Below are 17,864 nucleotides of genomic sequence, written 5' to 3'. Positions count from 1 at the left end.
CAGCCGTGCCGGACCCCGGCCCCGATTTCCAATACGCAAGCTGGAGAGTTGTTCGATGAAGATGCGCTACGCCCTGATCCTGGCCGCCCTGCTGCCGCTGATGGTGGCCTGCAAGGCCCAAGACGGTACCGCCGACGTGACCCCGGCCACCACCACCGAAGCTGCCCCGGCCGCCGATGCTCCGGCCGCGGCCCAAGACGCTGCCCAGGCCGAAGGTGCCGCCCCGGCCACCGACGCCGCCCCGGCCGCCGATGCCGCTGCCACCACCACCCCGGCCCCGGCGCCGGTGGCCCCGCAGGGCCCGGCCCCGGTGGAAGGCGAGGACTTCCTGACCATCAGCGGCGGCGTGCCGTTCTCGCCGGTCGCCGGCAAGGTCGAGGTGGTGGAGATCTTTGCCTACACCTGCCCGGCCTGCTTCCGCTTCCAGTCCATCCTGGCCCCGTGGAAGGCCCGCCTGCCGGCCGACGTGAACTTCATCTACATGCCGGCCGCCTTCGGTGGCCCGGGTGATGAATTTGCCCGCGGCTTCTATGCCTCGCAGACCCTGGGTGCCTTCGACAAGGTGCACGAGCCGATGTATGCCGCCGTCCAGGTCGAGCGCAAGCTGCGCGGCCAGAGCGCCGATGACATCGCCGCCGTGTACGGCGAGCTGGGCCTGGATGCGGCCCAGTTCAAGACCGCAATGACCAGCTTCGGCGTCAACGCCCAGGTCGCCCGTGCCCGCCAGTTCGCCCAGCGCAGCCAGATCACCGGCACCCCGTCGCTGGTCGTGCATGGCAAGTACCTGGTCAAGGGCAAGAGCTTTGAGGACATGCTGCGCATTGCCGACCACCTGATCGCGCACGAACGCGCCGCCCTGGGTGGCTGATCCACAGCCGGCAACGCGCATGACCGCTTCCAGCACCACGCGCCGCCTGCGCGTGCTCACCGCCAACATCCAGGCCGGCTCGAGCACGCGCAGCTACAGCGACTACGTCACCCGCAGCTGGTCCCACGCCCTGCCGGTGGGAGGCAAGCGCCAGAGCCTGGACACCATCGCGCAGATGGTGGCCGGGCATGACATCGTCGGCCTCAACGAGGCCGATCCGGGTTCACTGCGGTCGGGCTTCACCAACCAGACCCATTACCTGGCCCAGCGCGCCGGCTTCAACTACTGGAGCCACCAGCCCAACCGCAAGGTGGCCGGCGTGGCCTCCAGCGCCAATGGCCTGCTCAGCCGCCTGCAACCGGTGGAAGTGCAGGACCACGTGCTGCCCGGCCGCCTCGGTGGCCGCGGCCTGCTGCTGGCCCGCTTCGGCAATGGCGATGCCGGCCTGACCGTGGCCGTGGCCCATCTGTCGTTGGGGGCCGGTTCGCGCATGGCCCAGCTGGACTTCATCGCCGAGGTGCTCTCCGACCACCCCAATGCGGTGCTGATGGGCGATTTCAACTGCGATGCCGACCGCCCGGAGATGCAGAGCCTGTACCGCAAGACCCGGCTGCAGCCGCCCGGCTGCCTGGTGCCCAGCTTTCCCAGCTGGGGGCCGACCAAGCAGATCGACCACATCCTGGTCAGTGACAGCCTGGCCGTGGTGCAGACCGAAGCGGTGGCCGCGGCCTATTCAGACCACCTGGCCGTGGCCATGGAACTGGAAGTGCCGCGCAGCATCCTGGATTGACCGGGCCTGCCCCGCACAACCACCGCTGCACGCAAAGGGCCCCGCAAGGGGCCCTTTTTTGTTGCCCGCGGCTTGCCGCGACAGGCCGGCGACCACCAAGCCGTACCGGCCCAATGCAACAACAATATGTGCAGCCCCAGTACGCGTCATGTTCATCTGCGCTGGGTATGCTGGCGGCCATGAAACGCGCCCTCGCCCTGCTCCTGTTCGCCGCCCTGCCCCCGTTGGCCAGTGCCCAGTCCCTCCCCACCGCTGATGCGGCCGCCCGCGCTGCACTGGACGCTGCCGAGCGCGGCCAGGTCAGCCCGGCCCTGCCGGCCGGCCACCCGCTGTTTGCCTGGGTGGAAATGGCCGCCCTGCGCCAACGCATCGACAGCCTGCCGGTGGCCACCGCACAAGGCTTTCTGGCCCGCAACAACGGCACCCCGGCCGGCGAAACCTTCCGTGATGCCTGGCTGGCACAGCTGGCCAAGCGGGCGGACTGGCCCAGCTTCCTGCAGGCCTGGCAGCCGCGCCAGGACACCGCCCTGCGCTGCGCCCACCTGCAGGCGCAGGCGGCCAGCGGGCGCAAGGACGGGCAATGGCAGCAGCAGGTCAGCCAGCTCTGGGCCGAGGCCGGCAAATCACTGCCTGACCGCTGCGATGCAGTGATCGACCAGCTGGCCATGAGCGACGCCCTGCGCTGGCAGCGTTTCGATGCGGCCCTGGCCGCCGGCCAGAGCGCGATCATGCGCCGCGCCGCACGTGGCCTGCCGGCCGACCAGCTGGCCCAGGCCACGGCCTATGCGGCCTATGTGGACGGCGCCGATGGCAGCGCCAGCCAGTGGCCGCGCAACGAACGCAGCCGCGCCGCCGCCGCCGCCGGCCTCGCCGCGCTGGCCAAGAAGAACCCGGACAGTGCCGAGCAGTTGCTGCCGGCCATCCACAATGCCCTGCAGCTCAGCGCCGGGCAGCTTGGCCAGGTCAAGTACCAGATCGCGCTGTGGACGGTGGCCTCCTACCTGCCGGGCAGCGCCCAGCGCCTGGCCGCGGTGCCGGCCGCTGCGTGGGATGAGCGCCTGCACGAGTGGCAGGTACGCGAGGCCATGGCCCGCAGCGATTGGGCTGCCGCCCTGGCCGCGCTGCAGCGCATGCCCGAGACCCAGCGCAACGATGCACGCTGGCAATGGTTCACCGCCCGCATGCTGGAAAAGACCGGCCAGCAAAGCGCCGCCCAGGTGTGGCTGCAACGCGCTGCGGTTTCGCCCACCTTCCACGGTTATCTGGCTGCCGACCGCCTCGGCAAGCCCTATGCCCTGTGCCCGCTGGAGCTGGATGCGCGCAGCCCGCAGCGCACCCAGGTGGCCGGCAACCCGGCCCTGCAACGCGCCTTGATGCTGCAGCAGCTGGACCGCCCCGGCTGGGCCGCACGCGAATGGGCCCATGCCCTGTCCGGCTTCAATGACGAGCAGCGCCAGCACGCAGTGGCCCTGGCCAGTGCGGCGGGCTGGTATGACCGCGCCGTGTTCGCCCTGAAGGGCGAGCAGGAAATGCGTCTTTACTCGCTGCGCTTCCCGCTGCACCACGATGCCGACATCCGCCGCCATGCCGCCGCCAACGGCCTGGACCCGGCCTGGGTGGCCGCCGAGATCCGTGCCGAGAGCACCTTCAATTCCAACGCCCGCTCCCCGGCCAATGCGCTGGGCCTGATGCAGGTGATCCCCTCCACCGGCCAGGCCGTGGCCAACCGTCTGGGCCTGGCCGGCTACAGCGGGGCCAACAGCCTGTACGACCCGTCCATCAACATCACCATCGGCACCGCCTACCTGCGCGAGCTCAAGGAAAAGTACGGCAACAAGCCCTACGTGGTGCTGGCCGCCTACAACGCCGGCCCGACCCCGACCGGGCGCTGGCTGGCCCAGCGCGGCGAGTTCGACCCGGACATCTGGATCGAGACCATCAGCTACAAGGAAACCCGCGACTACGTGGCCCGGGTGCTGGCCTTCAGCGTGATCTACGACTGGCGCTTGAACGGCAAGGCGGTCTCGCTGGGCGACCGCATCGCCGGCCGGCTGGGCCAGGCCAGCCGCCGGTTTGCCTGCCCCACGAGTGGCTGACGCTCTTACGTTGGCTGTGTAGGATCGCCACCAAAGCCGTTGCAGCGGGCAACGGCACTTGATGAAGGGCCATACCCATGCTGCCATTGCACAGCCGTCTCACCTTGGCCCTGCTGCTGGCACTGGCCGGCAACAGCCAGGCCAGCAACGAACCGGTCACGACCACCTCCCCTGCCGGCACGGAAAGCTGCCAGGACGCGGCGGCCGCTGACCAAGGCCTGCCACCGGCAGCCTGCAGCGAGCAGGCCGGCAGCACAGCGGCGGCAGCTGCGCCGGTGACGTTGATCAGCGGTGTGCAGCCGCTGGCGCTGGGAGACAACCTCTTCCCGCCTTCCGGCAATGCCGGCATCGGCACCGACACCCCCCAGAAGACCCTGCACATGGTCACCAACAACACCCCGACCATCCGCTTCGAGCAGGTCACTGGCGGCGGTTATGTGCCCTACACCTGGGACATGGGGGGCAATGAAACCAATTTCTTCATCCGTGACCAGAGTGGCAGCGAGCGCCTGCCATTCCGCATCGCGCCGGGCAATGCCAGCAATACCCTGACCCTGAAGAACAATTCGGTCGGCATCGGCACCTGGGATCCCGCCTCGGCGCTGCATGTGATAGGCAATGTCCAGGTCAGCAACCTGGCCAGCTGCAGCAACGGGCTGATCACCGATGCCAACGGCGTATTCGGCTGCGCCAGTGCGCCGCTGGCAGGGGCCAAGGGCCCGGATGGTGACAAGGGCCCGGATGGTGACAAGGGCCCGGATGGTGACAAGGGCCCGGCAGGAGACAAAGGAACGATCGGTGATCAAGGCCCGGTCGGTGACAAGGGTCCTGATGGCAATGCCGGCGCTTCCGGTGTGGACCTGCAACAGGCCATCGCCCATGCCGATGCCGGCGACCAGCTCACCCGCGCGCAAATCGAACAGGTCGAGCAGAACATGACCCGGCAGGGCAGCGAACTGGCCGCCCAGACCTTGCAGCAGGCCAATGCCTATACCGATCAGCAGATCCAGGTGCTGAACGATGACTTCCAGCAGTTCAGGCAGCAAATGGACCGCCGCCAGCAGGCCACCGACCGCCGCATCAGCCAGATCGGCGCAATGGCCACAGCCATGAGCCAGATGAGCATCCACAGCCTGCCCACGGCCGCTGGCCGTGGCCGTCTGGCCGTGGGTGTGGGCAGCCAGGAAGGTGAGAGCGCCATGTCCATCGGCTATGGCAAGCGCATCGGCCGGGCCACGTTCTCCCTCGGCGGTGCCTTTGGCGGTGGCGAAAAGAACGTCGGCGCCGGTTTCGGTATCGACCTGTAAACCCGCCGCCATGATGCCGGGGCCGGTGGCGCAGGCTCTGGCATCATGGCCGGCATGAAAATCTATCTGGTGGGCGGCGCGGTCCGCGATGCACTGCTGGGCCTGGCGCCCGGTGACAATGACTGGGTGGTGGTCGGCGCCACCCAGGCGCAGATGGAAGCCCAGGGCTTTCGCGCGGTGGGCAAGGATTTCCCGGTGTTCCTGCACCCGCAAACCGGTGAGGAACATGCGCTGGCGCGTACCGAGCGCAAGAGCGGGCGCGGCTACCGTGGCTTTGTGGTCGATGCCGACCCCTCGGTGACCCTGGAAGAAGACCTGGTCCGGCGCGATTTCACCATCAACGCGATTGCCCGTGACCCGGCCAGCGGCGAACTGGTTGACCCGTATGGCGGCGCGGACGACATCGCCAAGCGGGTGCTGCGCCATGTCGGCCCGGCCTTTGTCGAAGATCCGCTGCGGGTGCTGCGCGCAGCGCGCTTCATGGCCCGCTTCGCCCCGCTGGGCTTTACCGTGGCGCCGGAAACCCTGGCCCTGATGCGCCAGATCGCCGATTCCGGCGAGCTGGATGCGCTGGTGCCGGAACGGGTCTGGCAGGAGCTGCGCAAGGTGCTGGCCAGCCAGCAGCCATCGGCCTTCCTGCGCACCCTGCGCGATGCCGCTGCGCTGCGCACTTTCCTGCCCGAGGTGGATGCGCTGTACGGCGTGCCGCAGCGGGCCGAGTACCACCCGGAAATCGATACCGGCCTGCATCAGGAACTGGTCAGCGACATGGCCGCGCAGCTGGCCCCGGGCGACAGCCTGATCGGCTTTGCCGCCCTCACCCATGACCTGGGCAAGGCACTGACCCCGGCCGGTGAACTGCCACGCCATATCCAGCACGAACAACGTGGCCTCAAGCCGCTGGCCGCGCTGTGCGAACGGCTGAAGGTGCCGGCCGACTACCGCCAGCTGGCCGAGGCGGTGTGCCGCGAGCACCTCAACGTGCACCGCCTGGCCGAACTGCGCGATGCCACCGTGCTGACCCTGCTGCAGCGCTGCGATGGTTTCCGCCGGCCCGAGCGCATTGCCCAGATCGCCCTGGCTTGCGAGGCCGACAAACGCGGCCGGGGCGGCATGGCCGACAGCGATTACCCGCAGGGGCCGCTGCTGGTGGCCCTGCACCAGGCGGCGCTGGCGATCAATGCACGCGACATCGCCACGGAGGGGCTGAAGGGTCCTGCCATCGGCCAGGCGCTGGAAAACGCACGCATCGCCGCCATTGCGGCCGCACGCGCAGCGGCGACCCGCTAACCGGGTAAAAACAACAAGGCCACGCCCCGATCGGCGTGGCCTTGTTGGCTGGCATCCGGCCTTCGCGGGCCGTAGCCCAGGCACGGGCTCAGGGGCCTACCGGATACCGGCTGCAGATGGCGATACGGTTCCAGCTGTTGATCACCACGGCCAGCCATTCCACTGCCGCAATCTGCGCGGCCGACAGTTGCGCGGCCGCCTCGGCGTACACCGCTTCCTCGACCTGGCCCTCGGCAACCATGGTCACCGCCTCGACCAGGGCCAGCGCGGCCCGCTCCTGCGCAGTGAAATACACCGTCTCACGCCAGGCCGGCAGCACCGCCAGACGGTCGGCCGCCTCACCGCTTCCAAGCGCATCGCGCGCATGCAGGCGGATGCAGAAGGCGCAGCCGTTGATCTGCGAGGCACGCAGGCGCAGCAGATGGGAAAAGCCCTCGGCGATACCGGCGGCGGCCAGGGCCTGGCCGGCCAGACGGTCCAGCTCGACCACGGCCTGGTACAACGCCGGGGCCGCCTTGCCGATGTTCACGCGTTCATTGCTCACGTTGTTTGCTCCAAGTGCGGGCCGGGCCTGTGGATCAGAGCCCGGCAATCCAGGTGCGCTGCACCTGCAGATGGGTATCGAGCAGCACCAGGTCGGCAATGCAGCCTTCCGCGATATGGCCACGGAACTCATCCAGGCCCAGCAGCTGCGCCGGGTAGGTGGAGGCCATGCGCGCGGCCTCGGCCAGGTCCACGCCCAGCCAGGACACCGCGTTGCGCACGGCGCTGGCCATGTCCAGCGCCGAGCCGGCCAGGGCACCGGCGGCATTGCGCACCACCCCGTCCACGGCGGTGATGGTTTCCCCGTACAGCACATAGCTGGGGTCTTGCGCGCCGACCGGCGGCATCGCATCAGTGACCAGGAACACCTTGCCGGCCGGCTTGGCCGCCAGCGCAAGGCGCAGGCTGGCCGGGTGTACATGCACGCCGTCGGCAATGATGCCGACCCAGCTGTGCGCATCATCCAGTGCCGCACCGACCGTGCCCGGCTCGCGCCCGGTCAGCGGCGACATCGCGTTGTACAGATGGGTGAAGGCACGCACCCCGGCATCCAGCCCGGCACGGATCTCTTCATAGGTAGCCGCCGTATGCCCGGCTGCCACCACCACGCCACGGTCGGCCAGGGTGCGGATGCTCTCCAGCGGCACCCGCTCCGGGGCCAGGGTGAGCAGGGTCACCCCGTTGTCCAGCGAACTGGCCAGGGCCAGCTCGTCGGCGCCGGGCACGCGGAAGGTGGCCGCATCATGGGTGCCCTTGCGCGCCGGGGCGATGTAGGGGCCTTCCAGATGGATGCCCAGCACCCCCGGCACACCCTGCTCGATGGCGCGGCGCACCGCATCAATGGCACGCGCCATCACTGCCGGCTGGTCACTGATCAGGGTCGGCAGCAGGCCGGTGGTACCGAAGCGGCGATGGGCAGCGGCGATGGCGGCAATGCCTTCCACGGTCGGTGCGTTGTTGAACAACACACCGCCACCGCCGTTGACCTGGGCATCGATGAAGCCGGGCAGCAGCCAGCCACCGGCCAGGTCAACCTGGCCGGCACGCACCGGCGCTTCCGGATCCGGGTCGCGCTCCAGCGCAACAATGCGGCCTTGTTCGATGACCACGGTCAGGTCATCACGGAACTGTGCGCCGGCCAGCACGCGGCCATGGCGCAAAACGGTGGTGGTCACGGCAACAACGGCATCACACAGGCAAGGGAAGGCCATTGTGCGCCTGCCCGTGCTGCCCTGCACAGCCTGCGCTTTGCTAAGGTGGCGCCACTGTACTGCCGGTGTTGTCCGTGTCTGCTGCGCTGCCCCCTCCTGCCCCGTCCCACCGCCTGCTGGTTGCCGATATCGGCGGCACCCATGCCCGTTTTGCCTGGGCCGACCGCCACGGCCAGCTGGCCAGCCACTGCCGCACCGCCGTGGCCAGCCACCCGGACCTGCGCACCGCCCTGGCCCAGTGCGTGCCCGACGCCGGCCAGGCCAGCGCCTTGTGCCTGGGCGTGGCCGGCCAGATCGATGCCCAGGGCAACGCCCGCAGCGCCAACCTGCGCTGGGCGGTGAGCGCGCCGGCCCTGCAGCAGCAGCTGGGCGTGCCAACCACGGTGATCAATGATTTCCAGGCCCTGGCCCTGGGTTGCAGCCCGCTGGGCGCGGACGCCGGCACGCTGGTGCACGGGCCGGCGCAGGCAGCGGCAGGTGATGTCCGTCTGGTGATCGGCCCGGGCACCGGGCTGGGCTGTGCCACGGTGCTGGCCGGCAACCGTGTCCGGGTGCTTGCCGGGGAAGCCGGGCAGATCGCCCTGGCCGCCGGCAATGCACGCCAGGCCGCGGTGATCGAGCAGCTGCGTGCAGTCGCACGCGATGGCCATGTCAGTGTGGAACAGGCCGTCTCCGGCCCCGGCCTGCTGGCGGTCTACCGTGCCCTGTGCACCCTGGAAGGCCACCCACCGGCACATGACGGGCCCGAGGCCGTCAGTGCCGCGGCCCTGCCCGGCAGCGACCCTCTGGCCGGCGAAGCACTGCGTCTGTTCTGCCAATGGCTGGGCGGGTTTGCCGCGGATATGGCCATGGCCGTCAATGCCGACAGCGTGTGGCTGGCCGGCGGCATCGTGCCGCAACTGGCCGCCGGGCTGGACGCACACGGCTTCAACCAGGCCTTTGTCCAGCGCGGCGTGCTGGCCCCGTGGCTGGCGCAGCGCCCGGTGCGGGTGATCGAACACGGCCAGCTGGCCTTGAGCGGCGCGGCACTGGCGCTGGGCTGACGCAGTGCGCGCCGCCGTCAGCGGCGGGCAGGAAAGTGGCGCACCAGCACATTGCCCAGACGCGTGGCGGCCAAGGCCAGGCCTGCCAGCAGCCCGGCCAGATTGGCCAGCACGTCGGCCGCATCGGCCTGGCGCTGGGCACTCATGGCCGCTTGGGCCAGCTCAATGGCGATGCCCATCAGCAGCAGGCCGATACCCAGCGTGAGCAGTGCACGCCGGCCCTGCCACAGCTGCACCGCGCTGCCGGCGAGCAGGAAATAGGCCAGCGCGTGCTGCCACTTGTCCACGCCGGAGGGCAGTGACGGCAGCGGCGGTGGCGGGATCAGGCAACCGACCCAGACCACCAGCAGTGCCAGCAGCCACAGGCCCAGCCAGGCGTTGAACGCGGCAACCGGTTTGCGCGCGCTTACAGGCGCCACGTCAGGTCGCCCAGGGCAAAGGCCGGCTCGAAATCGACATCACGCTGGAAACCGATCACGCCGAAACGCTCGCCCATTTCGCTGGGCAGGGTCAGGCGCTTGAGCTGCTCGCGCAGGGCCACCTGGCCGACCTCGTCGGTGCGGCTCTCGGCCGCGCCCAGCACCTGGTCGATGCCGTTGCCGAGCAGGAAGCTGGCCTGGTTGGTGTAACCGGCCAGTTCGAAACCGGCGCCGGTGCCGGCCTCGGCCATCGCGGTGAAGTCCACCGAGGCGGTGATGTCCTGCAGGCCCGGCCAGGCGAACACATCGTTGTGGACCTGGTGGCGGTAGAAGGCGCGGATCGTGCCCTGGTCGCGGTCATCCAGGTAGTACTCGCGGCGCACATAGCCGTAATCGACAAACAGCATGGCCCCGCGCTTGAGGCCACCGGCCACCGCCTGCACCCAGTACGGCAGCTGCATCAGTGCCTCGGAGCGGAATCCCTCGGGCAACTCCTGACCAAGGTCACGTTCGATATGTCGCACGGCGCGTTCCAGCAGCACATCGGCCGGGGCCTTGTCGGCGATGAAACGGCCATCGGCGCCCACGCGCACGGTTTCTTCCCAGACCAGGCCATCGGCGATGACAAAGCGCGGGGTCGGCAGCGCATCGATCACCTCGTTGGCGAACACGATGCCGTCCCAGTCCTCGTTGATCGGGCCATCGATCCACTCCACCAGTGCGGCGACCTCGGCCGGCAGCTGGGCGGCCACCCGCTGCGCCTGGCGCTGGCGCAGGTCGGCACTGGGTTCCAGGATGGCGTAGCGCGCCGGCAATGCATCCAGCGCGGCCAGCGCGCGCAGCGCCTCCACCGCGAACGAACCGGTGCCACCGCCCAGCTCCATCACCTGCGCATGCGCGCCGATCTGGCCGATCACCGGGGCGATGGCACGGGCCACGGTGGCGGCAAACAGGCTGCCCATTTCCGGGGCGGTGGTGAAGTCACCGGCCGCGCCGATCTTGCTCGAGCCGGCGCTGTAGTAACCCCAACCCGGGGCGTAGAGCACCAGCTCCATGAAGCGCGAGAACGGAATCGCCCCGCCCTGGGCGGTGATTTCCTGGGTGAGCAGCTGGGTCAGCTGCTGGCTGTGGCGCAGGGCATCATCGGGCGGGAACGGCAGGGAGGCGTGCATGGCGAAGGCAATTACAGGGACAATGGCCTACAGGATAGCCGAGCCAGGAACACCCTCCGATGACCGAATCCGCCCGCGTGGTGTTGATCACCGGTGCTGCCCGCCGGATTGGCGCGCAGATCGCCCAGACCCTGCATGCGGCCGGCTGGTCGGTGGCGGTGCATGCGCACCAGTCCGCCGATGCCCTGCACACCGCCGCCTTTGCCATGGAGATGGCACGCCCGGGCAGTGTGCTCAGCCTGCAGGCCGACCTGGCCGACCCACAGGCGCCGGCACAGCTGGTGGAGGACACCCTGGCCCATTTCGGCCGGCTCGATGCGCTGGTCAACAACGCCTCCAACTTCTTCCCCACCCCGCTGGGGCAGATCGATGCGAGCGCGTTCGACCAGTTGATGGCGGTCAATGCGCGGGCCCCCCTGCTGCTGGCCCAGGCCGCGGCGCCGGCACTGCAGCGCGCCGGCGGCGCCATCGTCAACCTGACCGACCTGCATGCGGCCACACCCAAGCGCGAGCACGCCGCCTACTGCGCGGCCAAGGCGGCACTGGCGATGATCACCGCCTCGCTGGCACTGGAGCTGGCACCCCGGGTGCGGGTCAATGCGGTGGCTCCCGGCGCCATCCTGTGGCCGGAAGAAGGCAAGCCCGAAGCCGCGCGTATCGCCCTGATGCAACGCACCCCGCTGGCCCGCCTGGGCACGGTGGAGGAAGTGGCCGAGGCGGTGCGCTGGCTGATCGAGGACGCCAGCTACCTCACCGGCCAGACCCTGGGCCTGGACGGTGGGCGCAGGCTGACCTGATCAGGCCAGCGGCAGCTCGACGATCTCCACGTCCTGCCCGTACTGCGGATGGGCCTGCCACAGGGCCGCCAGGGTCTTGCCGCTGACCGGGTCGATGAAATCGGCAGCGATGTCGGCCAGCGGCTGCAGCACGAAGGCGTGCTTGAGCTCCGGGCGCGGGATGCGCAACTTGCCGTTTTCCTCGATCACGGTATCGCCGAGAAACACCACATCCACATCCAGGGTGCGGTCGGAAAACTTCGGCCCGCTGCGGTCACGCCCGTGCGCGTCTTCCAGCGCATGCAGCCAGTCCTCGATACGGGCCAGCGACCAATCGCTTTGCATGGCCAGTGCGTTGTTGAGGAAGGCCGGCCCGTCAAAACCCACCGCCGGGGTGCGGTAAGCCGGCGACACGGCCGTGACGGTGAACTGCCCACGCAGGGCGGCAATGGCGGCAGCCAGATGGACGGCCGGCTGGACATTGCTGCCCAGGCTCAACAAGACGGTGGTCATGGCATGACGCGGATCACATCGATCCGGGCAGGACGGGGGGCGCATAGGATAACGCCGGCACCGCTCACAGGCGCAGCAGGTGCTCGCCGTTGCACACCACCAGCACTGCCGCGGCATGCGGACGCACCCGCCAGCCGCCGGTGAACGCACCGAAGGCCGGCACGATCAACTGCCCGTGCTGGTAGTGGAAGGCCGGCAGCTGGCGGGCCAGGCCGGGCAGCCGCACCACCGGATGCACATGCCCACAGATGGCAGCCCGGCCATCGCCCACCGGCTCATGGCACAGCCACAGGCCTGCTTCGTCGATGCCCTCACCAAGCAGCTCGACCCCCAGACCGGCGCGGTCCAGTGCGCGGTCATGGTTGCCACGCACCGCCTGCACACACAGCGCGCGATGGCGCTGGCGCCATTGCTGCCATTGCTCCAGCCAGTGCGCGGCGTGGATCGGCCCGTGCACCACATCCCCCAGCAGCATCAGCCGGCGTGCACCGGTCTGCGCCAGCAGGGCATCCACGCGCAGCAAATCCTGGCCGGTGCCGCCGCGGGGCACGGCAATGCCATGGCGGCGGAACACATCCCCCTTGCCCAGATGCAGGTCGGCCAGCAACAGCATCTGCTGCTGTGGCCAGTACAGCGCACGGTCGGCCAGCAGCTGCAACCGTGCAGGGCCCAGCGTGAAGTCCATCTGCTCGATCATGTGCCCGCCTCCAGCTGCCTGGCTGCCCGCCCGACCCGGGTCTTCCAGCTTTCACTGCTGAGCTGGCCACGCAGGCGTTCGGCCCACAACGCGAACGCCAGCGGGGTGAGTTTGCGCGGTGCCTGCCAGGTCAACGTGGCCACGCTCAGGCGCTGCAACAACGACTCCAGTGCATCGGCCTGCAGCGCCTGCAGCACCTCGGCATCGGCCTGGCGCAGCAGCACGTGGCCGGGATCATGCTCGCGCAGCACGTCGTGCAGCAGCCCGGCGGAGGCCTGCAACTGGCGCAGGCCGCGCGGTTGCCGGCCTGGCAGGTTGGGTGGCAGCAGGCCGGCGATGCGCGCGATGGAGCGGAACTGACGCCGGGCCAGCTCGCCCAGGTTGACCGCCGCCAGCAAGTCTTCGCGCAAGGACCGCGGGCAAAGCCAGTCGCGCAGTTGCCGCGCTTCGATGGCAAGCGCGCTGGGTGTGCTCAACATCAGGCCGTAATCATTCACGCTGAAGGACACGGTCAATGGCTGCCTGCTGGCCATGCGCCAGGCCAGCAGGCTGGCCAGGCCCTCGTGGGCGGCGCGCCCGGCAAATGGGAACAGGCACAGGTGATGACCATCGCGGGTCCGGTGCTGTTCCACCAGCAACGCATCGGCAGGCGGGCGTGCCGACAGCCGGGCTTGTGTATCGAGCAACGGTTGCGATGCGATGGCCTCGGGCGAGCGGTCGGCCACGCCGGCAACCAGGGCCTGCATCTGCGCGCCCAGCGCGGTGGACAACGACAGCTGCCCGCCCTGCCAGCGCGGTACCACGCCCTTGCCCGGTTTGGCCGCGCGCACCCAAGCGGTCATCTCGTGCAGGCGCACCAGCTCCAGGGTGCGGCCGGCAAACTGGAACAGATCGCCCGGCTTGAGGCGGCCGGCAAAGGCTTCCTCCACCGAACCCAGGCTGCCACCGCGCAGCACCTTGACCAGCACCGCGCCATCGCTGCTGATGGTGCCCACGCTCAGGCGCTGGCGCAGGGCCACGCGGCGGTCAGTGACGCGATACCGGCCGTCAGTCACGACCACGCGGTGAAAATCCGGGTAGTGCGACAAGGCCGCCCCGCCCTGCACGATGTAATCCAGCACCGCGTGCCAATCGGCGTCGGCCAGCCCGGCAAAGGCATGGGTGCCCCGCACTTCGGCCAGCATCGCCGCAGGCTCGAAACCACCGGCCAGGGCCATGCTGACCAGATGCTGGGCCAGCACATCCAGGCAATTGACCGGTGGCGTGCGCGCTTCGATCTGCCCTGCCGCCAGGGCGCGCCGGGCCGCCGCGTATTCGAGCACTTCCAGGCCGTGGGTGGGCACCCCGACCACATGCCCGGGCTGGCCCGGGCGATGCCGGGCACGACCGGAGCGCTGCAGCAGGCGGGCCAGGCCCTTCGGGCTGCCCAGCTGCAGCACCTGGTCCACCGCCGGAAAGTCCACCCCCAGGTCCAGCGAGGAAGTGGTGACCACACAGCGCACGCTGCCCTCGCGCAGACCCTGCTCCACCCGCGCGCGCAGCCCGCTATCGAGCGAGCCGTGGTGCAGTGCCAGGGTGGCCGGGTCATCCAGCCACACCGCCGCCAGCGCACGGTGCCAGAGCTCGGCCTGGGCACGGGTGTTGGTGAACAGCAGGCTGGTGCCGGCCGCGGCAATGCGCTGGGCCACCTGCGGCAGCTGGCCCAGGCCCAGGTTGCCGGCCCAGGGGAAGCGTCGCGCGCCATCGGGCAGCAGGGTTTCCAGGGTCATCGGCCGCGGCGGCGCATTGCGTACGATGGCCGCTGGCGGGCCATGCGGCAGCAATACCGCCAGCGCCTGCTCCAGGTTGCCCAGGGTGGCCGACAGGCCCCAGATACGCAGGCCCGGATGCCAGCGGCGCAGGCGAGCCAACCCCAGCTGCAGCAGCACGCCACGCTTGTTGCCCAGCAGCTCGTGCCACTCATCCACGATCACCGCTTCCAGCCCGGCGAACACGGCCTGGCTGTCGGCATAGGTCAACTGCAGGGCCAGCGATTCGGGCGTGGTGACCAGCACTTCAGCCAGACCATGGCGGGCCAGGCGACGGTCGCGGCTGCCGGCATCACCTGTGCGCAGGGCCACCGTCCAGGCCAGGCCCAGTTCCTCCAGGGTCTGCTGCAGCGAGGCGGCCGTATCGGTGGCCAGCGCGCGCAGCGGGGTAATCCACAGCACCCGCAGGCGCGGCTTTTTCGCCTGCCCCCGGCGCGGCTTCGGTGCCGGCGCTGCAGCCAGCCCGGCGATCAATGGCCCACCGATCGCGGCCAGGGTCTTGCCGCTGCCGGTGGGGGTGACGATCAAGCCGGATTCGCCGCGCAGCCAGCGCGCCCAGGCCTCGCGCTGGAACGGTGCCGGCGTCCAGCCACGGCGGGCGAACCAGTCGCGCAGTGGCGCATCGCGGGTGCTGCGCGGGCTGCGGCTCATGGCGCCAGCGCCTGCAGCGCTTCCAGCCGGTCAGCCTCGGCGGCCGGCTTGTCGCTGCGCCAGCGCAGGATGCGTGGAAAGCGCACCGCCACCCCGGCCTTGTGCCGGCCCGAGCGGTTCACGCCTTCAAAGGCCAGCTCGAACACCTGCAGCGGCTCGACCTGGCGTACCGGGCCGAAACGGGCCACGGTGTGGCTGCGGATCCAGCGGTCCAGTGCCAGAATCTGCTGGTCATCCAGGCCCGAGTAGGCTTTGGCCACCGGCACCAGTTCACCGGCCTGATTCCATACCGCGAAGGTGTAATCGGTATACAGGGTGCTGCGCCGGCCATGCCCGGCCTGGGCATACACCAGTACCGCATCGATGGTGAGCGGGTCGATCTTCCACTTCCACCAGCTGCCGCGCTTGCGCCCGTGCAGATACGGCGAGCTGCGCTGCTTGAGCATCAGCCCTTCCACCCCACGCGCGCGCGATCCGGCGCGCAGCGCAGCGGCCTGCTCCCAGCTTTCCACGGTGATGGCAGTGGAAACCTGCAAGCGGGTATCGCCCAGTGCATCCAGCAACGCGACCAACTGCTGCCGGCGCTGCTGCAGCGGCCTGTCACGCAGGTCCTGCCCATCCTGCTCGAGCAGGTCATAGGCCAGCACCCGTACCGGGGTGGCGGCGAGCACCTTGGGCCCGGGTTTGCGGCGCTGGATGCGGGTCTGCAGCGCGGTGAACGGCGACGGTTGGTCCGCCCCATCGGCCCAGGCCAGCAGCTCGCCATCGATCACCGCATCGCCGGGCAGCCGGGCCAGCACCGCTTCGATCTCCGGGAAGCGTCCATCCAGCCGCTCCTCGCCGCGCGACCACAGGGCAATGTCACTGCCACGCCGGATCAGCTGCACGCGGATGCCATCCCACTTCCATTCCAGCAGCCAGTCCTGCAGCGGGCCCAGCGCGGCGACCGGCTGTTCCAGTGGCGAGGCCAGAAAGAACGGATACGGCTGGGCGCGATCAGCGGGCTGCGGCGCCGGATCCAGCAACGCACGGTAGAAAGCGACCGATGGCGCCCAGCTGCCGAGCAGGCGCTGGGCCAGCAGGGCTATGGGCACCCCGCTGACCTGGGCCAGGGCCTGTTGCACCAGGCCGGCCGACACGCCGATGCGCAACGCACCGGTGAGCAGCTTGTTGAACACCAACCGTTCGGTGCCGCCCAGCTGTTGCCAGGCGGTGAGCACGCGCTGGCGCCGCTCTTGCTCGGCCGCATTGGCCAGCGGCAGCAGTTCGCCTTCGATCCACGCAGCCAGGCCGAGCGGCGGGGCCGGCGCGCTCGGCTCGTCCAGCAGCAGGCTCAGGGTTTCGGCCAGGTCGCCGACATGGCTGTAGCTGTCCTCCACCAGCCAGTCCGGCAGGCCGCTGGCCTGGCTGACCCAACGCCGCAACTCGCCGGATGCGGCAATCCGCGCCCGCGCGCCACCGACCTTGCCGCCGGACAGCAGCCACACCGCCCAGGCGGCATCCGCAGCCGGCGCGGCGGCGAAGTAGTCGACCAGCGCGGCCCGCTTGTCGTTGGTGGCGGTACTGGCATCCAGACGCGCATACAGCGCAGCGAAGGCCCTCACGCCTGCTCCTCGTCACCGTAATGGGTGGCAAACCCGGCGGCCTGGATCCCCTGCGCATTGAGCCAACGCACCATGGCCTCGATGTTGCCGTGGGTGGCGATGACCCGCCTGGCCCCGGTCTGCTCGATGGTACGCAACAGGTCCGGCCAATCGGCATGGTCGGAAATCTGGAAGCCGCGATCGTAGTTGCGCCGGCGGCGGTTGCCACGCACGCGCATCCAGCCCGAGGCAAAGCCCTGCTGCACCTGCTTGAAGCGGCGGGTCCAGCTGCTGCCGGCCGCCGATGGCGGGGCGATCACCAGCTGCCCGGCCAGATCGGCCGTGGACGGCAGTTCGGACAGGCGCTGGGTCGGCACCATGTCGATCCCGGCGGCGCGGTACACCTGCACCCCGGCATCCACCGCACCATGCAGGTAGACCGTCTGCCGGCCATGGGCCAGCAGCTCGGCCAGCACCCGCTGCGCCTTGCCCAGTGCATAGCAGTACAGCAGGGCCACCTCGCCGCGCGCCGCGCATTCGGCACGCCAGGCCACCAGCTCGGCAATCACCTGGGCCATCGGCGGCCAGCGGTACACCGGCAGGGCGAAGGTGGCCTCGGTGATGAAGGTGTCGCAGGGCACCACCTCGAACGGCGCACAGGTCGGATCGAACTGGCGCTTGTAGTCACCGCTGGCGACCCAGACCTGGCCATCCACCTCCACCCGCACCTGGGTGGAGCCAAGCACATGCCCGGCCGGATGCAATGACACCTGCGCCCGGCCGAGGGTGAAACGCTCGCCGTGCCGATGCACGCGGTAATCCTGCCCGCCCAGCCGCCATTGCAGGATCGGCAGGCCGGCATCGACCACGTGGTAGCAGCCCATGCCGCTGCGGGCATGGTCACCATGGCCATGGGTGATCACCGCCCGTGGCACCGGCTGCCACGGGTCGATATGGAAATCACCGGCCGGGCAGTACAGGCCTTGCGGGCTTTGCACGATCAATTCGCTCATCGGCACTGGCAGCAGCAACGGGGTTCTTGACCCTACCCAGCAGCGTGAGGCATCGCGGTGAAAGCCGGGTTACCCTGCCGTTTC

General features: G+C 69.7%; 16 protein-coding genes. 7 read left to right on the top strand and 9 right to left on the bottom strand.

Annotated features, from left to right (window positions below; all coding sequences use genetic code 11):
* Positions 1–55 precede the first annotated feature (55 nt).
* The 5 genes from ABB30_RS04615 (at position 56) to ABB30_RS04595 (ending at position 6,351) form a co-directional block, all read left to right on the top strand.
* Positions 56–868, top strand: coding sequence for a thiol:disulfide interchange protein DsbA/DsbL (locus tag ABB30_RS04615; RefSeq protein ID WP_057637137.1), 813 nt, complete (start codon positions 56–58; stop codon positions 866–868).
* A gap of 19 nt (positions 869–887) precedes the next feature.
* Positions 888–1,658 carry an endonuclease/exonuclease/phosphatase family protein gene (locus tag ABB30_RS04610; protein WP_057637136.1) on the top strand — a complete coding sequence of 257 codons (771 nt, stop codon included), beginning with the start codon at positions 888–890 and terminating at the stop codon, positions 1,656–1,658.
* Between the two features lie 167 nt (positions 1,659–1,825).
* Positions 1,826–3,754: a lytic transglycosylase domain-containing protein gene (locus ABB30_RS04605; protein WP_057637135.1), complete on the top strand. Its 1,929-nt coding sequence runs from the start codon at positions 1,826–1,828 to the stop codon at positions 3,752–3,754.
* 77 nt (positions 3,755–3,831) lie between these two features.
* Positions 3,832–5,061 carry a YadA-like family protein gene (locus tag ABB30_RS04600; RefSeq protein WP_057637134.1) on the top strand — a complete coding sequence of 410 codons (1,230 nt, stop codon included), beginning with the start codon at positions 3,832–3,834 and terminating at the stop codon, positions 5,059–5,061.
* Positions 5,062–5,115: 54 nt separating this feature from the next.
* On the top strand, positions 5,116–6,351 hold the full coding sequence (locus tag ABB30_RS04595; protein WP_057637185.1) for a multifunctional CCA addition/repair protein: 1,236 nt from the start codon (positions 5,116–5,118) through the stop codon (positions 6,349–6,351).
* Positions 6,352–6,439: 88 nt separating this feature from the next.
* On the opposite strand, the gene ABB30_RS04590 is transcribed toward ABB30_RS04595, so the two are convergent.
* Entirely contained in the window at positions 6,440–6,895 is a 456-nt protein-coding gene (locus ABB30_RS04590) for a carboxymuconolactone decarboxylase family protein (RefSeq protein ID WP_057637133.1), read from the bottom strand.
* A 34-nt stretch (positions 6,896–6,929) separates the two neighbouring features.
* The gene (gene nagA / locus ABB30_RS04585; protein WP_057637132.1) at positions 6,930–8,069 is read right to left on the bottom strand and encodes an N-acetylglucosamine-6-phosphate deacetylase; all 1,140 of its coding nucleotides are present in this window, start codon (positions 8,067–8,069) and stop codon (positions 6,930–6,932) included.
* Positions 8,070–8,179: 110 nt separating this feature from the next.
* Here nagA and ABB30_RS04580 point away from each other — a divergent pair, with 110 nt between their 5' ends.
* Positions 8,180–9,148, top strand: a complete 969-nt coding sequence (locus ABB30_RS04580; RefSeq protein ID WP_161808832.1) for a glucokinase — start codon at positions 8,180–8,182, stop codon at positions 9,146–9,148.
* Between the two features lie 17 nt (positions 9,149–9,165).
* Here ABB30_RS04580 and ABB30_RS04575 read toward each other — a convergent pair whose 3' ends face one another.
* Both ABB30_RS04575 and ABB30_RS04570 read right to left on the bottom strand, forming a co-directional pair.
* Positions 9,166–9,567, bottom strand: a complete 402-nt coding sequence (locus ABB30_RS04575) for a VanZ family protein (RefSeq protein ID WP_057637130.1) — start codon at positions 9,565–9,567, stop codon at positions 9,166–9,168.
* Positions 9,555–10,739: a class I SAM-dependent methyltransferase gene (locus ABB30_RS04570; RefSeq protein WP_057637129.1), complete on the bottom strand. Its 1,185-nt coding sequence runs from the start codon at positions 10,737–10,739 to the stop codon at positions 9,555–9,557. The genes ABB30_RS04575 and ABB30_RS04570 overlap by 13 nt, the downstream gene beginning before the upstream one ends.
* A gap of 59 nt (positions 10,740–10,798) precedes the next feature.
* Between ABB30_RS04570 and ABB30_RS04565 the strand changes: the two genes are divergently transcribed.
* A complete protein-coding gene (locus ABB30_RS04565) occupies positions 10,799–11,536 on the top strand; it encodes a pteridine reductase (RefSeq protein WP_057637128.1) in 738 nt (245 codons plus the stop codon).
* Here ABB30_RS04565 and folK read toward each other — a convergent pair whose 3' ends face one another.
* The 5 genes from folK to ABB30_RS04540 form a co-directional block, all read right to left on the bottom strand.
* Positions 11,537–12,028, bottom strand: a complete 492-nt coding sequence (folK, locus tag ABB30_RS04560) for a 2-amino-4-hydroxy-6-hydroxymethyldihydropteridine diphosphokinase (protein ID WP_057637127.1) — start codon at positions 12,026–12,028, stop codon at positions 11,537–11,539.
* A gap of 64 nt (positions 12,029–12,092) precedes the next feature.
* Positions 12,093–12,725, bottom strand: coding sequence for a ligase-associated DNA damage response endonuclease PdeM (gene pdeM / locus ABB30_RS04555; protein ID WP_057637126.1), 633 nt, complete (start codon positions 12,723–12,725; stop codon positions 12,093–12,095).
* Positions 12,722–15,184: a ligase-associated DNA damage response DEXH box helicase gene (locus ABB30_RS04550; protein ID WP_057637125.1), complete on the bottom strand. Its 2,463-nt coding sequence runs from the start codon at positions 15,182–15,184 to the stop codon at positions 12,722–12,724. Before ABB30_RS04550 ends, pdeM begins: the two co-directional genes overlap by 4 nt.
* Entirely contained in the window at positions 15,181–16,788 is a 1,608-nt protein-coding gene (locus ABB30_RS04545; protein ID WP_057637124.1) for an ATP-dependent DNA ligase, read from the bottom strand. Before ABB30_RS04545 ends, ABB30_RS04550 begins: the two co-directional genes overlap by 4 nt.
* Complete coding sequence (locus tag ABB30_RS04540; RefSeq protein WP_057637184.1) at positions 16,785–17,780, bottom strand: ligase-associated DNA damage response exonuclease; 996 nt, start codon at positions 17,778–17,780, stop codon at positions 16,785–16,787. The genes ABB30_RS04545 and ABB30_RS04540 overlap by 4 nt, the downstream gene beginning before the upstream one ends.
* Positions 17,781–17,864 lie beyond the last annotated feature (84 nt).

The sequence above is a fragment of the Stenotrophomonas ginsengisoli genome, assembly GCF_001431485.1.
Taxonomy (GTDB): Bacteria; Pseudomonadota; Gammaproteobacteria; order Xanthomonadales; family Xanthomonadaceae; genus Stenotrophomonas; species Stenotrophomonas ginsengisoli.
This window is presented reverse-complemented; position numbering and strand designations above follow the sequence as displayed.

Excerpts from the sequence above, each read along its gene's own strand:
- ABB30_RS04595 (WP_057637185.1), top strand. The coding sequence starts at position 5,116 with ATGAAAATCTATCTGGTGGGCGGCGCGGTCCGCGATGCACTGCTGGGC.
- ABB30_RS04565 (WP_057637128.1), top strand. The coding sequence starts at position 10,799 with ATGACCGAATCCGCCCGCGTGGTGTTGATCACCGGTGCTGCCCGCCGG.
- ABB30_RS04550 (WP_057637125.1), bottom strand. The coding sequence starts at position 15,184 with ATGAGCCGCAGCCCGCGCAGCACCCGCGATGCGCCACTGCGCGACTGG.
- ABB30_RS04615 (WP_057637137.1), top strand. The coding sequence starts at position 56 with ATGAAGATGCGCTACGCCCTGATCCTGGCCGCCCTGCTGCCGCTGATG.
- ABB30_RS04605 (WP_057637135.1), top strand. The coding sequence starts at position 1,826 with ATGCTGGCGGCCATGAAACGCGCCCTCGCCCTGCTCCTGTTCGCCGCC.
- ABB30_RS04570 (WP_057637129.1), bottom strand. The coding sequence starts at position 10,739 with ATGCACGCCTCCCTGCCGTTCCCGCCCGATGATGCCCTGCGCCACAGC.
- ABB30_RS04610 (WP_057637136.1), top strand. The coding sequence starts at position 888 with ATGACCGCTTCCAGCACCACGCGCCGCCTGCGCGTGCTCACCGCCAAC.
- folK (WP_057637127.1), bottom strand. The coding sequence starts at position 12,028 with ATGACCACCGTCTTGTTGAGCCTGGGCAGCAATGTCCAGCCGGCCGTC.
- ABB30_RS04540 (WP_057637184.1), bottom strand. The coding sequence starts at position 17,780 with ATGAGCGAATTGATCGTGCAAAGCCCGCAAGGCCTGTACTGCCCGGCC.
- pdeM (WP_057637126.1), bottom strand. The coding sequence starts at position 12,725 with ATGATCGAGCAGATGGACTTCACGCTGGGCCCTGCACGGTTGCAGCTG.
- ABB30_RS04600 (WP_057637134.1), top strand. The coding sequence starts at position 3,832 with ATGCTGCCATTGCACAGCCGTCTCACCTTGGCCCTGCTGCTGGCACTG.